The 18,373-nt window shown below is 66.5% G+C and carries 14 protein-coding genes; 3 read left to right on the plus strand and 11 right to left on the minus strand.

Features of this window, described 5'->3' with window-relative positions; translation table 11 throughout:
* The first annotated feature begins 179 nt into the window (after positions 1–179).
* From F4036_09000 to F4036_09010, 3 genes are all read left to right on the plus strand, one after another.
* Positions 180–2,186 (plus strand): S9 family peptidase, encoded by a 2,007-nt coding sequence (locus tag F4036_09000; GenBank protein MYK37874.1) that lies wholly within the window; start codon positions 180–182, stop codon positions 2,184–2,186.
* 63 nt (positions 2,187–2,249) lie between these two features.
* On the plus strand, positions 2,250–3,278 hold the full coding sequence (speB, locus tag F4036_09005) for an agmatinase (protein MYK37875.1): 1,029 nt from the start codon (positions 2,250–2,252) through the stop codon (positions 3,276–3,278).
* Positions 3,278–5,206 (plus strand): thiamine pyrophosphate-binding protein, encoded by a 1,929-nt coding sequence (locus tag F4036_09010; protein ID MYK37876.1) that lies wholly within the window; start codon positions 3,278–3,280, stop codon positions 5,204–5,206. Before speB ends, F4036_09010 begins: the two co-directional genes overlap by 1 nt.
* A gap of 133 nt (positions 5,207–5,339) precedes the next feature.
* On the opposite strand, the gene F4036_09015 is transcribed toward F4036_09010, so the two are convergent.
* The 11 genes from F4036_09015 to rnpA all read right to left on the minus strand — a co-directional run bounded on the left by F4036_09015 (position 5,340) and on the right by rnpA (position 18,267).
* Entirely contained in the window at positions 5,340–6,197 is an 858-nt protein-coding gene (locus F4036_09015; protein MYK37877.1) for a ParB/RepB/Spo0J family partition protein, read from the minus strand.
* The gene (locus F4036_09020) at positions 6,197–6,970 is read right to left on the minus strand and encodes a ParA family protein (protein MYK37878.1); all 774 of its coding nucleotides are present in this window, start codon (positions 6,968–6,970) and stop codon (positions 6,197–6,199) included. The genes F4036_09015 and F4036_09020 overlap by 1 nt, the downstream gene beginning before the upstream one ends.
* Positions 6,967–7,650 (minus strand): 16S rRNA (guanine(527)-N(7))-methyltransferase RsmG, encoded by a 684-nt coding sequence (gene rsmG, locus F4036_09025; GenBank protein MYK37879.1) that lies wholly within the window; start codon positions 7,648–7,650, stop codon positions 6,967–6,969. The genes F4036_09020 and rsmG overlap by 4 nt, the downstream gene beginning before the upstream one ends.
* A gap of 6 nt (positions 7,651–7,656) precedes the next feature.
* A complete protein-coding gene (locus tag F4036_09030) occupies positions 7,657–9,465 on the minus strand; it encodes an ABC transporter ATP-binding protein (GenBank protein ID MYK37880.1) in 1,809 nt (602 codons plus the stop codon).
* Between the two features lies 1 nt (position 9,466).
* Positions 9,467–10,264, minus strand: coding sequence for an ABC transporter permease subunit (locus tag F4036_09035; GenBank protein ID MYK37881.1), 798 nt, complete (start codon positions 10,262–10,264; stop codon positions 9,467–9,469).
* 125 nt (positions 10,265–10,389) lie between these two features.
* Complete coding sequence (gene oppB, locus F4036_09040) at positions 10,390–11,328, minus strand: oligopeptide ABC transporter permease OppB (protein MYK37882.1); 939 nt, start codon at positions 11,326–11,328, stop codon at positions 10,390–10,392.
* A 36-nt stretch (positions 11,329–11,364) separates the two neighbouring features.
* Complete coding sequence (locus tag F4036_09045; GenBank protein ID MYK37883.1) at positions 11,365–12,984, minus strand: peptide ABC transporter substrate-binding protein; 1,620 nt, start codon at positions 12,982–12,984, stop codon at positions 11,365–11,367.
* Positions 12,985–12,992: 8 nt separating this feature from the next.
* Positions 12,993–14,864 carry a tRNA uridine-5-carboxymethylaminomethyl(34) synthesis enzyme MnmG gene (gene mnmG / locus F4036_09050; GenBank protein MYK37884.1) on the minus strand — a complete coding sequence of 624 codons (1,872 nt, stop codon included), beginning with the start codon at positions 14,862–14,864 and terminating at the stop codon, positions 12,993–12,995.
* 69 nt (positions 14,865–14,933) lie between these two features.
* On the minus strand, positions 14,934–16,277 hold the full coding sequence (mnmE, locus tag F4036_09055; GenBank protein ID MYK37885.1) for a tRNA uridine-5-carboxymethylaminomethyl(34) synthesis GTPase MnmE: 1,344 nt from the start codon (positions 16,275–16,277) through the stop codon (positions 14,934–14,936).
* On the minus strand, positions 16,223–17,902 hold the full coding sequence (yidC, locus tag F4036_09060; GenBank protein MYK37886.1) for a membrane protein insertase YidC: 1,680 nt from the start codon (positions 17,900–17,902) through the stop codon (positions 16,223–16,225). Before yidC ends, mnmE begins: the two co-directional genes overlap by 55 nt.
* Positions 17,890–18,267 carry a ribonuclease P protein component gene (gene rnpA / locus F4036_09065; GenBank protein ID MYK37887.1) on the minus strand — a complete coding sequence of 126 codons (378 nt, stop codon included), beginning with the start codon at positions 18,265–18,267 and terminating at the stop codon, positions 17,890–17,892. The genes yidC and rnpA overlap by 13 nt, the downstream gene beginning before the upstream one ends.
* Positions 18,268–18,373: the final 106 nt, after the last annotated feature.

Genomic DNA, 18,373 nt, shown 5'->3' on the forward strand with positions numbered 1-18,373 from the left:
ACGGGCCGCCGGCACCCCCCGCGCCGGCGGCCTTTCTTTTTCTGCCGAAGGAATTCTTCAGACCATGCCCGGCGCGAAGGGGCAGCGCCCATTGAGCGGGCAGAGGCGTTAGAATCACGAAAACAAACGAAAGGCGCCGGAACGCGCGCCGACGATAAGACTACATACGGGAGCGGTTCATGAAGGCAACAATCAGAAGCGGCCTGTTCCTTGCGATTTTTCTGCTCGGAAGCGGCGCCCAGGCGCAACAGGCAAAACAGTATCCAGTCAGCGACTTCTTCAGGAATTCGGAGTTCGCCTCGTTGCGGCTGTCGCCGAACGGCGAATGGCTGGCGGCGCTGGGGCCGTACGAAGGCCGTCGCAACCTTTTCACCATGCGCTTGTCCGACAAGGCCGCCGCGCGCCTGACGAGCTTCGAGAGCAAGGCCAGGGACCGAGCCAACCAGGACGTCGCGTTTTTCTTCTGGGCCAACGACGAACGGCTGATTTTCGGCCTGGACTCGGCCGGCAACGAGTCGTTTTCGTGGTTCGCCGTGAACCGCGACGGCACCAACCCGCAGACACTTGTCGAAGGCTCTACCGGCATCGTGCTCTTCCCCACCAACACCCGATTGCTCAGCCGGCTGGATCACGATCCCGAGCACGTGCTGGTGACGAACAACGAGCGCAACAAGTTCTATCCCGATGTGTTCCGGCTGAACGTGTACACGGGAAGAATGTCGCGGATCGAGACCAATCCCGGGCATTTCCAGGGTTACGGAGTGGACTGGGACGGCAACGTGCGCATCGCCGTGGGGCATCCCGACGCCACCGGCCGGGCGCTGAGGGAAGGGGAACTGCTGAAGCAGAACCTGTACTACCGGGCAACGCCGGACAGCGACTGGAAGATCGTACACTCCACGCACTATTTCGACGGGCCGGTCTTCGCGCCGCTGGCTTTCGCGGCGGACAACAGGACCCTCTACGTATCGACCAACGAGGGCCGCGACACCTCGGCAATCTACACTTTCGATCCCGAGACCGGCCAGTTGGGCGAGCTGATCCTCGCCGATGACCGATCGGACCTGACCGGCCTGCGACTCTCTCCCAAGGACCATCGGCCGCTGTGGGTTTCCTGGCAATACGAGCTGCCGGAAAAGGTCATGCTGGACGAGGAATTCGCGGCGCTTCAAGCCACCATCGACGGCGCCTTCCCCGGCAAGGCGAACAGCATCGGCAGCATGAGCGACGACGAGAACCGGGCGATCATCTACTCGGGAAGCGACCGCGACCCAGGAACTTTCTATCTGTACGACAAGTCGGCGGGCACGCTCGAATTCTTCGCGCGGCCCCGTCCGTGGATCGAGCCGGACGACATGAGCGAAATGACGCCGGTGCGCTACGAGGCCCGCGACGGGGAGACGATCCACGCGTATTTGACCGTCCCGGCCGGCAGCGAGGCGCGGGATCTTCCGCTGATCATCAATCCGCACGGCGGTCCCTACGGCATCCGGGATTTCTGGGGGCACAACAGTGAGACGCAGTTCCTGGCCAACCGCGGTTATGCCGTGATGCAGATCAACTACCGCGGCTCCGGAGGTTACGGTCAGCGGTTCCTGGATATCGCCTGGCAGAAGTGGGGCCTGGAGATGCAGGACGACATCACCGACGGCGTGCTGTGGGCGATCGAGCAGGGCATCGCCGACCCGGACCGGGTCTGCATCTACGGCGGCAGCTACGGCGGTTACGCCACGATGGCCGGAATAACCAAGACGCCGGACCTTTATCAGTGTGCCGTCAACTATGTCGGCGTCGTCGACCTCATAGCGCTGCTGGACTACCACCACCGGTTCCGCAACGGCAACTTCATTCAGGCCTGGGGCAAGCGCGCCATCGGCGACCGCAGGGCGGACCGCGAACGGCTGTTGGCGACCTCGCCCATCAATCATCTCGACAAGATCAAGGTGCCGCTTTACGTGGTGCACGGGAAGCGCGATCCGAGAGTGCCGCACGATACGCAGTACGTGCCGCTGGTGCGCAAGCTGAGGGGAACGGAAATCGACTACAAGACGATGCTCAAGAACAGGGAAGGACACGGTTTCCGCAAGGAGGAGAACCGCATCGAACTCTACAGCGAGCTCGAGAAGTTCTTCGCCCGGCACATCGGCGGACGCAGTTCCCAGGTGGCCAGCGCCGGGGCCCGATAAGCGTAGGCGGGTCCGGCCGGCGGCCAGACCTTACAATGCAGCGTTTTCCTGGGTGCCGGGCAAGTGGACGCAAAGAAACTTGAACGGCTGCGCGAAAGGTACGGGCGGCCGGACGGAGACCTGGAGGCGGATGTGCCCTTCAGGGAGGCGCTGAAGCAGGCCGTCGACAGCGACCTGCACCAGAAGAAGCCGTACGGCGATCCGCCGACGCTGCTGGATTTCCCCCACATCGAGGACTGGGCCGGACTGGACGTCGCCCTGGTGGGCGTGCCCATGGACCTGGGCGTCACGAACCGGCCGGGGGCGCGTTTCGGCCCGCGGGCGCTGCGCGCGATCGAACGGGTCGGACCCTACCATCCCACCTACAACCTCGTTCCCGCCAACGTGCTGCGTTGCGCCGACGTGGGCGACGTGCCGTTCCGCTCGCGCTTCAGCCTCGAGAAGAGCATCGAGGACATAGAGGCCTTCTACCGGAAGATCGCTGCCGCCGGCCTCATGCCGATCTCCGCCGGGGGCGATCACTCGATCACCTACCCCATCATGAAAGCGCTGGGCGCCGGAGCGCCGCTGGGCATGGTGCATATCGATGCGCACTGCGACACCGCCGGCCCATACGACGATGAGAAATTTCACCACGGCGGCCCTTTCCGCCTGGCGGTGCTGGACGGCGTGCTGGATCCCGACCGCTGCATTCAGATCGGCATACGCGGCAGCGCCGAGCTGGCCTGGGCCTTCAGCTACGATTCCGGAATGACCGTGATCCACATGGACGATTTCCATGACATGGGGCTGCCGGCCGTGATATCGATGTGCCGCGAGAAGGTCGCGGGCGGGCCGGTTTACGTGAGCGTGGACGTCGATGGAATCGATCCGGCCTACACGCCCGGAACGGGCACGCCCGAGATCGGGGGGCTGACGCCGCTGGAGGCTCAACGCCTGCTGCGCGGACTTGCGGGATTGCCCATCGTGGGCGGCGATCTGGTGGAGGTGGCGCCCCAGTACGACCCCTCGGCAAACACCGCGCATGTGGGCGCCAGCATGATGTTCGAGATCCTCGGCCTGATGGCCGACCTCAAGGCGAAAAGCGGCTGATGGCCGGCTCCCGGTCCACGCAAGGCAACTACAAGAGTCTGCTCGACGGCGCGATCTCGCGGCGGCAGTTCGGCAAGGCGCTGGCGGCGATCGGCTTTTCCGCCGCGGCGGCGGAGTCGCTGACGCGGATGATTTCCGAGGCCGACGCCCAGACGCTGCCGCCGGAACGGGGCAGCAGCGTTGAGGGAACAGGCGCCGAAGTCCTCGTGGAAGCCTTGTTGGCGGCGGGCGTCGAGTACCTGTTCGCGACCACGGCCACGGGCATGACCGCGATCTTCGACGCGCTGGCGTCGCGGCCGGAACTCAAGTTCCTGCTGACCCTGCAGGAAGGCCAGGCAACGGCGATGGCGCACGGCTACGAACTGGCCAGCGGCCGCACCGCGGTCCTGCTGGTGCCCGGCGTCGCGGTTCCGTCGGCGATGAACAACCTCTACAACGCCTGGAAGGACCGTTCCGCGATCGTGGCCATTTCCGACTCGGCCCAGACCACCTTCGGGGGCCGCAACCAGTTCCAGCAAATGGACGACTGGCTGGAGCCGCTGCAGCAGTTCACCAAGTGGCGCTGGCAGATCAATCGGCCGGAGCGGATCAGCGAGTTCACCCGGCGCGCCATCAAGATGGCGGGAACGCCGCCGGGCGGCCCCGTGCACCTGCGCATTCCGATCAATGTCCTGGGCGAGCCGAAGCTGAAGCAGACCGTCTATCCCCAGCAATTGTTCCGGGTTGACGTCAATCTGCCGCCTAAACCCGAGCTGCTGGAATCGGCGGCGCGGGCCCTGCTGGAGTCGAATGCGCCCTTTATCAACGTCGGACACGAAGTGACGCGCAGCGGCGCGGTGGACGACGTGGTGCGCCTTGCCGAAACGCTGGGCGCCCGGGTCAGCCAGGGCTATTCCGTGTACGGCGACTTTCCTTTCAAACACCCGTTGTGGGCCGGGTTCTACGGCCTGGGCGCCCCGAAACACCTGGGTCAGAGCGATGTCTTTCTCAACCTGGGAACGGAAATGCCCGGTCCCGGAATCCTGGCCCCTTCGCCGCCGGGCAAGGCGACCGTCATTCACGCGCGCATGGAATACGAGGACATCGGCAACTTCCAGCCGACCGATATTGCGCTGGCCGGAGGCATCCGGGAAATCACCACCGCGCTGATCGACGCCATCGAGGGGATGGCTACCCGTGAAAGGCTTGCAAAGCTCCGCGAACCCCGGATGGATGCGGCCCGAGAGGAATTCGCGAAACGCCTGGAGGACCAGCGCAGGACGTCCGAAGAAGACTGGAACGCGGCGCCCATCAGCTGGGCGCGCATGGCCTGGGAACTCGACCGGCACCTGGCCGAGGACGCGATTATCGTTTCGGAACTCGACAACCGGCTTCCCTACCACTGGATGGACTTCGCGCCCGGCAGGAAACGGCTGATCGGTCAGACCACCGGGTTCGCGCTGGGCTGGGGCGTGGGCGCGGCGCTGGGCGTCAAGGTGGCCCAGCCGGACCGGCAGGTCGTCTGCCTGGTGGGCGACGGGGCCTTCCTGTTCGGTCAGACGGAAGCGCTATGGGCGGCCGCGCGCCACGACATTCCGATCACGATCGTGGTGTTCAACAACGAGTCCTACGACGGCGAGCGGGAGCGCATCTACTGGTTCTCGCCGCTGGCCCGCAATCGCGAGACCCGCGACCTGTGGAAGGACATCAGCTGCTACCTGGGCGACCCGCTGGTGGACTTTGCCGCCGTCTCGCGGGCGTTTGGAGTGGAAGCGGAGACCGTGCTGGAACCGGCCGGAATGGAAGCCGCGCTGGAGCGCGCGCAACTCGTCAACCGGGACGGTGGCGCCTACCTGATCGACGCGCGGATCATGCAGCAGGGGCACGGCGCCAATTCCACCTGGCACCCCGACATCTCCATCGCCCGCAAACGCAAACGCCTGATCTGACTTCCGTATTGCCGTAGCCCCTTTGTGTGCCTCCCTCGTGCGGGAGCGTTGGAGCAAGGACAGCGAGAATCGAGCCAGGATGGCGCCTCCAGCACGAGGGAGGCACACAAAGGGGCGGAAACGAAGCGGAAAACTACGGGAGTCGGGAGAGCAGAGACTGGAGCTCGTCCAGGTTCTTGTAGCGCACTTCCAGGCGCCCGCCGCGCTTGCCGTGGCGGATGCGCACGGGCGCTCCCCACCGCTCGCTCAGGTCGCGCTCCAGGCTGACCACATTGGGGTCCCGCGGCGCCGGTGTCTTCTCGGGCCGGCCCTCCGCTTGCGCCAGGCGCTCCGCGTCGCGAACGGTCAGCCCCTTCTCGGCGATCAGCCGCGCCAGCGCAGCCTGCCGGGCCGGGTTCGTTACGGCCAGCAAGGCGCGCCCGTGACCCATTTCCAGCTTGCGCTCCCCCAGCAGCTCTTTGGCCGCATCCCCAAGCTCGAGCAGCCTGAGGTGGTTGCTGACCGCGGCGCGCGACATGCCGATCGACCTGCCCACCTCCTTGTGGGTGCCGCCGGAAATTTCCAGAATCGCACGCAGCGCGCGGGCCAGCTCCATGGCGCTCAGGTCCTCCCGCTGAACGTTCTCGACCAGAGCCGCGAGCGCGGACTCTGCGTCGGACAACGGCCGCACGACGGCGGGCACGGTCTCCAGGCCGGCATGCTGGGCGGCACGCCAGCGGCGTTCGCCGGCGACAATCTCGTACCGGGCCTGCGAATCGCCTTCTCCATCGACAGGGCGCACCAGGATAGGCTGCACGACGCCCTGGGCCCCAATCGATTCGGCCAACTCCGCAATGCGCTCGGGCGCCATGGCCTGGCGCGGCTGGAATTGCCCGGGCCGCAGCAGGTCCAGAGGCAGTTCGCGAAGTTCGCGATCCGCAGCTTGCGGCTCCCGCCGAGGCCCCAGCAAAGCCTCGAGCCCGCGCCCCAGTCCCCGGTTGGGAGCGGCCATTATTCGGCAAGCCCCCGACGAATCATTTCGCCGGCGAGGGCGGCGTAGGCCAGCGCGCCGCTGGAGAGCCGGTCGTGCTGCAGGACGGACAAACCGAAGCCGGGCGCCTCGGCCAGGCGCACGTTGCGCGGAATAATCGTACGGAACAGTTCGTTGGGAAAATGCTTCTGCAATTGCTCGGAAACGTCCCGGGCCAACCGCGTTCGGCCATCGTACATGGTGCGGATTATGCCGCTTATCTCCAGGTCGGGGTTCGAGCGGGCGCACAGCCCCTCGATCACGCCCACCAGCGACGACAAGCCCTCCAGCGCAAAGTACTCGCACTGGATCGGCACCAGCACGCCCTCGGCGGCCACCAGGGCGTTCAGCGTGAGGATGTTGAGGCTCGGCGGACAGTCGAGCAGGATCGTCTGATAGTTCGACGCCACTTCCAGCAAGGCCCCGCGCATCTGGAGCTCCCGGCCTTGCTCCACTTCCAGCAACTCGACTTCGGCGGCCGTGAGACCCGCGGTTGCCGGCAGCAGGTCGAATCCGGCCGATTCGATCCTGATCACGCTGTCCGACGCCCGCGCCCGGCCCATCAGGAGTCCGTAAACGGATTCTCCGATGTCGTCGCGGCCCACGCCGCAGCCGGTGGTCGCGTTTGCTTGCGGATCGAGATCGACCAGCAACACCTTGCGGTCCATTTGCGCAAGGCAGGCGGCCAGGTTGATGGCCGTCGTGGTCTTGCCCACGCCGCCTTTGCGGTTGGCGATTGCGAAAGTGCGTTTCAGTTGCCCACCCCCCGCGCAGGCGCTCCTGTCGCGCATGCAAAGACGGCGACATGACGTTGCGCATCCAGGCCCGGCACACGAACCGGATCGCATGATCGGCATTCGACCGTCGGCAGGCTACGCAACTGCCGCCCGGACGGACGGCGGCCGAGCATGGCCACCAGCAGCGACCCCCGACGCACAAGGTGATCGGCCAGCCGAACGAGATTCGGCAGCGGCGCCAGGGCCCGTGCCACGATTGCGCCCGGCGGTACGGCGGGCCGATAGCCTTCAAGGCGCTCGCGCACGACGCGCACGTTGACGAGACCAAGCTCCGAGCAGGCATGGCGAAGAAAAGCCACCTTCCTGGCGGCCGAGTCCAGCAGCACCCAGGGGCTCTCGGGCCGCAGGAGCGCGAGGACCAGGCCCGGCAGCCCCGCTCCGCTGCCCGCATCCAGCTTCGGTCCGGAAGGCAGGAAGGGAAGCGCCGCCGCGCTGTCCAGCACGTGGCGAACCACGAGTTCTTCGCGGGTCGCCCGGGCCGTCAGTCGGTACGTGCGGTTCCAGCGGGTCAACATGTCCAGGTATGCGTTCAGCCGTTCAAGGTCGCCGGCGCCCGCGGGCAGGCCCAGCTCCGCCAGGCCTGTCGCCAACCGCTCGGACGGCGCGGCGGGGGTGGGATTCGCGGCGCCCGCGGGCATTGTCCTTCATGCCCGGCCGGCCGCGATCGCTTCCGCGCGGTGGCAGGCCACCATGCCGTGTGAAAGTCTGCGCAGTTCCGGCGTTTCCTGGCGGCAGCGATCCACCGCGAAAGTGCAGCGCGCCGAGAACGCGCATCCCGGCGGCGGGTTCAGCGGCGACGGCGGTTCTCCCTGAAGCAGCTCGCGCTTGCGGGCGCGCTCCACCTGCGGGTCGGGTATCGGCGCGGCCTCGATGAGCGCCCTGGTGTAGGGATGCATGGGCCGGGCATACAGCTGTCCGCTGTCGGCGATTTCCATCGCCCGGCCCAGGTACATCACCACCACCCGGTGACTGATCTGGCGAACGACCGCCAGGTCGTGGGCGATGAATATGAGCGCCAGCCCGAGTTCGTCCTGCAGTTCCATCAGCAGGTCCACGATCTGCGCCCGGATGGACACGTCCAGAGCGCTGACCGCCTCGTCGCAGATCACGACCGCCGGCCCCGGCGCCAGGGCCCGGGCGATGCCGATCCGCTGGCACTGGCCGCCCGAGAACTCGTGCGGATACCGGTCCAGTTGCCCGTCCTTCAGGCCGACGCGGTTGAGTATCCTGACCACTCGCTCATTACGCTCGGGCCTGGAAAGATCGGGCCGGCAGGCGCCCAGCGGTTCGGCGACGATCTGCCGGGCGGTCATGCGCGGATTCAGCGAAGCCAGCGGGTCCTGGAAAACCATTTGCATATTGCGCCGGGCAGCCATCCAGGTCTTCTTGTCGGCGTCCTGCAGGTCGCCTCCCAGCAATGTCACGCGCCCGGCGCTTGGGGGAACCAGCCCGATGACCGCCCGCGCCAGGGACGACTTGCCGCAGCCCGACTCACCCACAACGCCCAGCGTTTCACCGGGCGAGATCGTGAAGGTCCCGGTCGTGACCGCCTTGAGCTTCGGCCGGGGAGCGAACAGACGGGGGCGATTCAGTGAATAGACGACGTCCAGGCCCTCGACATCCAGAACGGGCCCGGCGCCGCTCGCGCCCTTGCCGCGCGGACGGGCGTCGCGGTCCAGCCGGGGGACGGCGGCCAGCAGTCGTTGCGTATACGGATGCTTCGGGGCGGCGTAGACCCGGTCCACGCTGCCGCGCTCCTTGCACTCGCCGTCCTGCATGACCAGCACATCATCGCAAAAGCCCGCCACTATGCCGAGATCGTGGGTAATGAAGACGATGGCGGCGTTGAAATCGCTGCGCAGTTCCTGCATCAGGTTAAGAATCTGCGCCTGCACCGTGACGTCCAGCGCCGTGGTGGGCTCGTCCGCGATCAGCAGTGCGGGGGTGCACAGCAGCGCCGTGGCGATCGTCACTCGCTGGCGCATGCCGCCGGACAACTCGTGCGGCCACGACTGGAGCCGTTTGCCCGCGTCCGGTATACGCACGGCCTCCAGCAGCTCCCCGCATCGCCTCAGCGCCTGCCTGCGACCCATGCCCTCGTGCAGTTCCAGAACCTGCGCCATCTGCACCCCGATCTTCAGGTACGGGTTCAGCGAAGTCATGGGGTCCTGAAAGATCATCGCGATCCGATTGCCTCGGATACCGCGCAGGTCGCGATCGGCCATGCCGATCAGTTCGCGGCCCTCGAACCGGGCGCTTCCCGAGCTGCGGCCGTTGTCGGCCAGAAGGCCCATGAGGCTCAGCACCGTCTGGCTCTTGCCCGAGCCGGACTCGCCCACGATGCCCAGGGTCTTCCCCGCCTCCAGGTCGAAGTCGATGCCGCGCACCGCATGCACGACACCGTCCGGCGTGCTGAAATCGACCTTGAGATCGCGAACCGAAATCAGCGACATGTCAGGCGCTCCTGTCGCGCGGGTCCAGCGCGTCGCGCAGCCCGTCGCCGATGAAATTGCAGCAGAACAGGGTGGCGGCCAGGAACCCGGCGGGGAAGATCAGCGTCCAGGGGGCGTTTTCAAGCTCCTTGGCGCCCTCGTTCACCAGCGCGCCCCAGGAGGTCATGGGTTCCTGTACCCCCAGCCCCAGAAAGCTCAGGAAGGACTCCACCAGGATCACCTGCGGGATCGTGAGCGTGACGTACACCACCACCACGCCGAAGAGATTGGGGACGATGTGCCGCCGGATGATCCGGGGCGTGGACACGCCGGCTGCCTGGGCGGCCTCGACGAATTCGCGGCGCTTGATGCTCAGCGTCTGGCCGCGCACGATGCGCGCCATGTCCAGCCAGTTGATGGCGCCGATGGCCACGAAGATCAGCGCGATGTTGCGTCCGAAAAGGACCATCAGCAGGATGACCAGGAACATGAAGGGCATCGCATACAGAATATCGACGATGCGCATCATCACCTGGTCCGTCCGTCCGCCAAGGTAACCTGCCACGGCTCCGTAGCTGATGCCGATCAGCAGGCTTACCGCGGTCGCGACCAGCCCCACCATCAGCGAGATACGGCCTCCGACCAGCGTGCGCACGAACAGATCCCTGCCGAGATCGTCGGTGCCGAAGAAATGCCAGCCTTCCAGCGAGGGCGGAACCGAAACGTAGTCCCAGTCGAGATAATCGAATTCGACCGGCGTCAGGGCCGGACCGAAAACGCACAGGATGGCCACGACGGCCAGAATCGCGGCGGCGGTCATCGCGGCCCGGTTGCGGCGCAGGGCCCTCCAGGCGTCGCTCCACAAGCCGCGCCCGCCGCCCGCCGCCTGCCGGATCGCCGCGCGGTTCTTACTGGTCTTCCTCACGGCTGCGCGCTCGATTCCTGTCAGTCTCGCTGACGGACCCGTGGGTCCAGCAGGCCGTAGCAGACATCCACGAGGAAGTTGAACAGGATGATCAGCACTCCGTAGAAAACGACCACGCCCATCACCAGCGTGTAGTCCCGGTTCAGCGCGCCCTGCACAAAATGGCGCCCCAGGCCGGGCACGCCGAAGATCTGCTCGATGACCACCGAGCCCGTGATGACGGCCGCCGTTGCGGGCCCCAGATACGAGAGCACCGGGAGCAGACCGGGTTTGAGCGCATGCCGCAGCAGGATGGTGGACTGCGCCAGGCCCTGCGCGCGCGCCATGCGTATGAAATTGCTGCGCAGCACCTCGATCATGCTGCCGCGGGTAAGCCGGGCGATATAGGCGATCTGCGGCAACGCCAGGGCGATGACCGGCATCACCATGTTGGGCAATCGGGCGAAGAAGCCCTCCGTGGGCCAGCCGCCAGCCGGCAGCCAATCGAGGTGCACCGCGAATACCAGGATCAGCAACGGTCCGACCACGAAGTTGGGGATCGAGATTCCCGTCATGCTGGCCGCCATTACCGCATGGTCGGACGCGCGGTTCTGCCGCAACGCCGCCCAGCCGCCGGCCGTCACGCCCACCAGCAGGGCCAGCAGCATGGCGCAGGCCCCAAGCTGCAGCGACACGGGAAACCCCTCGCGGATCAGTTCGGTCACGCTGCGGTCGATGTACTGAAAGGAGGGGCCGAAGTCGCCTTGCGTCAGCCCCTGAAGGTAGCGAACGAACTGCTGATACAGCGGCTCGTCGAGGTGATAGGCGGCGCGAATCTTGGCCTCGATTTCCGGATGAAGCGTTTTCTCGCTGTCAAAGGGGCCGCCCGGGGCGGCGCGAATCATGAAGAACGCCAGCGCGATCAGGATAAGCAGCGTGGGGATCGCCGCAAAGACCCGCCTTATCGCGTAACGGAACATCCGCGCATCATACCGGCGGGAATATGGCGCCGTCTGCTAGTGCTTCAGGATACGGAGGTGCCGGGTGTAGATGTGGTCCATGATGTTGCCTTCGTACCCTTCGACCCATGGTTTGACCATCCGCTTGGTGACGTAGAAATACAACGGCATGAGGGGCTGGTCGGCGAGCAGGACACGCTCGGCCTCCTGCAGGTACTGCGCCCGCAGCGCCACGTCCGGTTCGGCCGACGCGGCCGCCAGCAGGGCGTCGTAGCGCGGGCTGTCGTAACCGAAATCGTTCTGCTCGTTGGTGGACTCGAGAAGCTGCGCGAAGGTGTAGGCGTCCTCGTAGTCGCCGATCCACCCGGCGCGGTAGATCTGGGTCTCTTCCTTGCGCTTGCGGGTTTCCAGGAAAACCTTCCACTCCTGGTTGGCCAGCGAGGCTTCCACGCCCAGCACCTGCTTCCACATGAAGGCCAGCGCGATCGCGATGCGCTTGTGATTGTCGGAGGTGTTGTACAGGACCTCCACCTGCAGGGGATTCTCCTCCGAATAGCCCGCCTCGGCATACAGGCGCCTGGCTTCCGCCTCGCGTTGCGCCTGGGTCCATGCGGCCTCCTCAGGCACCTGCTGCTCGTAGCCGCGCACCGGAGGGACCCAGCTGTAGGCAGGCAATTCGCCGGCTCCGCTCACGACGTTCGCAATGATGTCGCGATCCACCGCCAGCGACAACGCGCGCCTCAGGCCCGGCCGGCCGACGAACGGAGACCGGGTGGTATTGAAGCCGAAATAGTAGGTGCCCAGGTAGGGCGTGACGCGGAATTCGTCGGCCAGGTTCTGCCGTATCCACTTGAGCTGCTTTTGCGGGATGATGCTGGTGATGTCCAGCTCGTCGGCGCGATAGCGCTTCAGTTCGGCGTCCTGATTCTCGATGGCGTAGTAGCGCACCTCGTCGATCGTCGTGTTGGCGTCGTCCCAGTAGTGCGGATTGCGGGCGAGGTGAATGTGCGATTGCACGACCCATTCCTCAAGGCGATAGGCGCCGTTGCCGACGTGCGTTTCCACCCGCGCCCAGTTCGTCCCGCTTGTTTCCACGACGCCTCGATGCACCGCGTAGCAGGTCGAATGGGTAAGCAGGCCCAACAGGTAGGGCGTGGGCGTTTCAAGCCGAATCACGAAAGTGCGCTCGTCGACCGCCTCGACGCCCAGCGCCTCCGGCGGCAGCTCGCCGGCAATCACGGCCCGCGCGTTGCGGATAGGCGCCAGCACGCTGGAATAGCGCGACAGCGTATTCGGGTCGGCGCTGCGGCGCAGGCCATACTCGAAATCGCGCGCCGTAACCGGATCGCCGTTGCTCCAACGTCCGTCCGGACGCATGGTAAAGGTATAGGTCAGGCCGTCTTCGGATATCTCCCAGGACTCGGCGGCCCCGGGGATCAACTCGCCGTCGGGCGCCTCGGCCACCAGTCCCTCGAACAGGTCGCGCAGGATGTTTGACGAGGGGACCCCTTCGGCGCGGTGCGGATCCAGCGACTGCGGCTCGGTTCCGTTGCCCCGGCGCAATATCTGCGCTTCCGCCAGCTCCGCGCCCGATTCGCCGCCGATCGGACCGTAGCTCACCGGCGCCTGGTCCTGGCCGCCGCCACAGCCTGCGAGCGCGAGCGCGGTCGCCGCCATCAGGATTCTCAGGCGCATTGCAACTCCCGCTTCTTCAGATGGACCAGCAACTGGGAAACCGCCGCCGGCGTCATCCCCGGGATGCGTTCGGCCTGGCCGATGGTGTCCGGGCGGGCCAGCGCAAGCTTCTCGCGAACTTCATTCGACAGGCCCCGCACCATCGCGTAGTCCAGTTCGGCGGGCAGCAGCTTGCCCCTCATCCGGCGATTGCGCCTGATTTCCGCCCCCTGGCGCTTGAGATAGCCGGCGTAGCGGACCTCGATCTCGACCGCTTCTTCGATCTGCCGGGCCAGTTCCGGCCACTCGCTCTTCGCCTCGGGCCGTGCGCCCACATCGGGCAAGTCCGTCACGCGACTGTAGCCCCAGTCCGGGCGGCGAAGCAGGCTGAGTGCGCTGCAGGCGCCGCTCGCAGCAGTCCCGGGGTCCGGCGTCCTGCACTGCTCAAGCCGCGACCGTTCGTTTTCAATCTCTTCCTGCTTCAGGCAGAAGGCCTTCCACCGTTCCTCCCCGATCAGCCCGAGCTGCCTCCCTTCGGGCGTCAGCCGGGCGTCGGCATTGTCTTCGCGCAGACGCAGGCGATACTCGGCGCGGCTGGTGAACATCCGATACGGTTCGGTGACGCCGCGGGTCACGAGATCGTCCACCAGCACGCCCATGTAGGCCTCCTCGCGTCCGGGCGCGAAGGCCGGCTCGCCGCGCCCGGCCAGCACCGCGTTGACTCCGGCCAGCAGGCCCTGCGCGGCGGCCTCTTCGTAACCGGTTGTGCCATTGATCTGGCCGGCGAAGTAGAGTCCCGCCACGGCCTGCGTCTGCAAGTCGGCGCCCAGCTCCCGCGGATCGAAGTAGTCGTACTCGATCGCGTAGCCGGGGCGGGTCATGCGAGCCTGCTCGAATCCCGGAATCGTGGCAAGAAACTCAAGCTGGACGTGCTCCGGAAGGCTGGTGGATATGCCGTTGGGATAGACCTCGGCGGTGGTCAGCCCCTCCGGTTCAACGAAAATCTGGTGCGACTCGCGGTCCGCGAAGCGCACGACCTTGTCCTCCAGCGACGGACAATAGCGGGGCCCGACGCCCTCGATGGCGCCGCTGTACATCGGAGACTGATCCAGCCTGGCCCGAACGATCTCGTGGGTGGCTTCGGTGGTGCGGGTAATGTGGCATTCCACCTGGCGAGGGTGGTCGTCAGTACGCCCCATGAACGAGAACACCGGCCGCGGCCGGTCCCCCGGCTGCCTGCGCATGACCGAAAAATCGACGGTTCTTCCGTCCAGCCGGGGCGGCGTTCCGGTCTTGAGCCTCCCCACCGGCAGGTTCAGTGACCGCAAACGCGCGGCAAGACGGTTGGCCGGCGGATCTCCGGCCCGGCCGGCGGCATGACGCTCGCGGCCGACGTGGATCTGTCCGCCGAGGAAGGTCCCGACCGTCAACACCACGGCGCCGGCGCGAAACTCAAGTCCCGAGCGGGTTTTTACGCCGCGAATGCGATCCCCTTCGAGCGCCAGGTCGTCGACGCTGTCCTGGAACAATGTCAGGCCGCGGGCCGATTCCAGGTCCTTCCGTATGGCCGCCTTGTACAGCAAGCGGTCGGCCTGCGCACGGGTGGCGCGCACCGCCGGGCCCTTGCTGGCGTTGAGCCGGCGGAAATGGATGCCGGCGCGATCGGCCGCCGTAGCCATGGCCCCGCCGAGCGCGTCGATCTCGCGCGCCAGGTGGCCCTTGCCGACGCCGCCGATTGCCGGATTGCAGCTCATCTGCCCGAGCGTGTCCAGGCTGTGCGTAATCAGCAGAACGCGCGCGCCCATGCGTGAGCCCGCGAGCGCCGCCTCGGTGCCGGCGTGACCGCCACCCACAACGATTACATCAAATTCCGCCTGGCGCATGAAACTGACTGTCCTTTCCGGCAGAGCGAGCTTTTGCTCAAGACCCACCCTGCTTCAGCCGACAGGATTTTACTTCCCGATGCAGAACTGCGAGAAGATCTCGCCCAGCAGATCGTCGCTGCCCACCGCCCCGGTGATCTCGCCCAGATGCTCCTGGGCGAGCCGCAGTTCCTCGGCCACCAACTCGGCGGAATGTCCTTTGCCGAACAGGGACCCCGCGGCCAGAAATCGCCGGTTCGCCTCCTTGAGGCTGTTGATCTGCCTGGACCGGGCCGAGAATACTCCTTCGGCGGTCCCGCCGGCCGCCCCCGCCAGGATACGCCTGAGCGAATCCAGCCCGGCGCCGGTCCTGGCGCTGAGGCTAACGGTCCCGTCTCCCGCCCCTCCGGGGGCCTCGCCGGTCAGATCGATCTTGTTGCGCACGACGATGGTCCGGCCTGCCGGGCGCGGCTGCGGTCCCCCCGCCGCGGCGTCCCAGACGTCAAGCACCAGGTCCGCCTCGTCGCGCGCCGCGCGAGCCCTGCGGACGCCTTCCCGTTCCACGCCGCCCTCGGCCGAACGCAAGCCGGCAGTGTCGATCAGTTCCACGGGAATGCCGTCGATGCTGATCTCCGCCCGCACCAGGTCGCGTGTGGTGCCCGGTTCGTCGGCGACGATGGCGGCCGGTTCACCCGCCAGGGCATTCAAGAGCGAAGACTTGCCGGCATTGGGACGCCCCGATATCACGACGTTCAGACCGTCGCGAAGGATCCTGCCCCGTTCGGCGGCCTCCGACACCCGTCCGAAACGTCTTCCAAGCTCTTCGAAGCCCTCCTTGAGCGCGCTGTCCTCCAGCGGATTAACCTCCTCGTCGGGGAAGTCCAGCGTCGCTTCCAGGTGGGCCCGCAGGCCGGTCAGGCGCGAGACCAGGGCCTCCACGGCCTCCGAAAAGGCGCCGCGCAGGCTGCGCGCGGCCGCCCGTGCGGCGGCGGCGCTTGAGGCGTCGATAAGGTCGGCCACCGCTTCAGCCTGCGCCAGGTCCATGCGGTCATTGAGAAACGCCCGCCGCGAGAACTCGCCCGGGCCGGCGGGCCGCGCGCCAAGCTCGCAGATCCGGGCGGTGAGCAGGTCGCAGACCATCGGGCTGCCGTGGACCTGCAGTTCCAGAACGTCCTCGCCGGTAAAGGAGTTGGGGGCCGGAAAGAACAGCGCCAGGCCCCGGTCGATCAATTCCCCCGAGGAATCCGTGATCGACACCAGGCAGGCGCTGCGCGCCGGCGGCACTTCGCCGAGTATTTCCGCAGCCATCGCGCGCACGGCGTCGCCCGATACGCGAAGCACCGCCACGCCACCGCGTCCCGGCGGCGTGGCGCAGGCGACTATCGTGCCGCCCGCTTCCCGGGCGCCTTGTCGGTCCGGCGATTGATCCGCCATTGCTGCAGGGTGGAGAAGATCGAGTTGGTCAGCCAGTACAAGACCAGGCCGGAAGGGAAGAACATGAAGAACACGGTGAACATCACCGGCATCGCCGTCATGATCCTGGCCTGCATGGGGTCGGGCGGCTTGGGGTTCAGTTTCTGCTGCCAGAACATCGCCGCCCCCATGAGCGCGGGCAGCACGAAGATCGGGTCGCGCGAGGACAGGTCGTTGATCCAGAGCAGGAAAGGCGCCTGGCGGATTTCCACGCTCTCCACCAGCACCCAGTAGAACGCGATGAAGAACGGCAATTGAATGAATATGGGCAGGCAGCCGGCGGCCGGGTTGACCTTCTCCGTCTTGTACAGATCCATCATCGCGCGGTTGCGCCCCTGCGGATCGTCCTTGAACCGTTCCTGAATCGACTTGAGCCGCGGTTGCAGCTTGCGCATGCGGGCCATGGACTTGCCGCTGGCCTCCGTCAGCGGGAACAGCACCGCCTTGATGATCAGCGTGGCGAGGACGATGGCCCAGCCCCAGTTGCCGACGCCCGCGAACAAGGTCTTCAGAAGCCAGAAAAGAGGCTGGGCGAACACCGTGAAAATCCCGTAGTCCACGGTCAATTCCAGCCCCGGGGCGGTCTCGCTGAGCTGCGATTGCAGCTTCGGTCCCACGAACAAGCTGGCGAAAAAGCGCTCTTCGCCGCCCGGCGGCACCGTCTGCACCGGACCGATCGCGCTCAATCGGTAGGTACGCCCGGAAACCGTGCCGTCGTACCGATAGGGCTGTTCCCCGTCGGGCACGGCCGCGGCGACAAAGTGGTGCTGTATTGAACCCACCCAGCCGGCCGTGGCGGTCTCGCTGAGCGGCTCGTCCTCGATATCGTCCACGTCCATCCGGTCATAGCTGTCGCCGTCGTAGTAGACAGGCCCGGTAATGGAGTAGGTGTCGACGTTGAACATCGAGCGCTTTTCCGGAAGGTGGACGCGGCGCAGCAGAACATAGGGCGCCGCGCCGTACGCTTCGCTGCCCCCGTTGCGCACCACCTGCTCCACCTCGACCGCGTAGCTTCCGCGGCGAAACGTGTAGAGCTTGGTCACGCTGAGGCCGCCCTCGCTCCAGGTCAGCGGCACGACCAGATCGTCCTCGCCCTCAAGCAGCCGGTACTCGCCGAGTTCGCTCACAAAACGCTGGTGGTGATTGGCTTCCGGCGCGTCATCCACTGCCCGTAAACCGGTGCTCAGGGTGTATTCGGCCCCGGGCGTGGCGCTCAAAAGCCGCACCTTTGCCGCGTCGTCGTCCTTGTCAACCGGGTAGTCCAGGAGGATCGCTTCGACCAGATCGCCGCCCACCTTGCTGATGGACAGGTCGAACACGTCGGTGACCACCCGCACAGCCGGCGGCGCGGCGGAAAGGCGGGCGGGCGATTCCGCCCGGTCCTCCCCGGGCTCGGCGCCTGAAACCGAGGGAAGAGCCGGCAGGTCCGTCTCGACGGGCGCGGCCGGTGAAGACGGCGCCGGCAGGTCTCCGGAAACCGGCGCCGGCTCGGCGGCGCGGCGCAGCTGGTCCTGGTTCCACGCCTGCCAGCTGAACAACAGCATGGCGCCGAACATGATCCAGAGCGGGAACCTCAGTCTTTCCATTTGCCCTCCGCTTCGGCCGCCCGCACAACCTCGCTCCAAAGGCGCGGCAACCTGGGCCGGAGATCAATCGCCCCGCCGGCAGGGGGCCGGGAGAGGCTCACGACGATATCCAGCCCCTCCAGACGGTGCTGATTGACCCGGAAGCTCTCCCTGACCTGGCGCCGGACCCGGTTGCGGACCACGGCCTTGCGGGTGGCCTTCAGGCTCACCGCCAGCCCCAGGCGGGCGCGCCCCCTTTCGTTGGGGCGAAGACGGGCATGCAGGAGGCCGGCCCGGGCCCGGCGACCCGTGCGAAATACGGCGCGAAACTCGGTCGCCTTGAGCAGGCGGGCTTCGCGGGTGAAACGCAGCCGTTCTGGTGTCATGCCGTGCAAATGCCGTGGGAACCGCAAAGTGTTGATTTTCCGGCGATTCTATCGCTTGCTACCGGCCCGCCCAAAATGCCGGCAACCGCTAGCCGCCGGTTGCGGC

The sequence above is a fragment of the Gammaproteobacteria bacterium genome (assembly GCA_009845905.1).
Lineage (GTDB): Bacteria > Pseudomonadota > Gammaproteobacteria > Steroidobacterales > Foliamicaceae > Foliamicus.

What these genes read in the sequence shown, in the direction of transcription:
- F4036_09000 (MYK37874.1), top strand. Translation starts at nt 180, where the DNA reads ATGAAGGCAACAATCAGAAGCGGCCTGTTCCTTGCGATTTTTCTGCTC.
- F4036_09010 (MYK37876.1), top strand. Translation starts at nt 3,278, where the DNA reads ATGGCCGGCTCCCGGTCCACGCAAGGCAACTACAAGAGTCTGCTCGAC.
- F4036_09015 (MYK37877.1), bottom strand. Translation starts at nt 6,197, where the DNA reads ATGGCCGCTCCCAACCGGGGACTGGGGCGCGGGCTCGAGGCTTTGCTG.
- rsmG (MYK37879.1), bottom strand. Translation starts at nt 7,650, where the DNA reads ATGCCCGCGGGCGCCGCGAATCCCACCCCCGCCGCGCCGTCCGAGCGG.
- F4036_09030 (MYK37880.1), bottom strand. Translation starts at nt 9,465, where the DNA reads ATGTCGCTGATTTCGGTTCGCGATCTCAAGGTCGATTTCAGCACGCCG.
- F4036_09035 (MYK37881.1), bottom strand. Translation starts at nt 10,264, where the DNA reads ATGACCGCCGCCGCGATTCTGGCCGTCGTGGCCATCCTGTGCGTTTTC.
- oppB (MYK37882.1), bottom strand. Translation starts at nt 11,328, where the DNA reads ATGTTCCGTTACGCGATAAGGCGGGTCTTTGCGGCGATCCCCACGCTG.
- F4036_09045 (MYK37883.1), bottom strand. Translation starts at nt 12,984, where the DNA reads ATGGCGGCGACCGCGCTCGCGCTCGCAGGCTGTGGCGGCGGCCAGGAC.
- mnmG (MYK37884.1), bottom strand. Translation starts at nt 14,864, where the DNA reads ATGCGCCAGGCGGAATTTGATGTAATCGTTGTGGGTGGCGGTCACGCC.
- mnmE (MYK37885.1), bottom strand. Translation starts at nt 16,277, where the DNA reads ATGGCGGATCAATCGCCGGACCGACAAGGCGCCCGGGAAGCGGGCGGC.
- yidC (MYK37886.1), bottom strand. Translation starts at nt 17,902, where the DNA reads ATGGAAAGACTGAGGTTCCCGCTCTGGATCATGTTCGGCGCCATGCTG.
- rnpA (MYK37887.1), bottom strand. Translation starts at nt 18,267, where the DNA reads ATGACACCAGAACGGCTGCGTTTCACCCGCGAAGCCCGCCTGCTCAAG.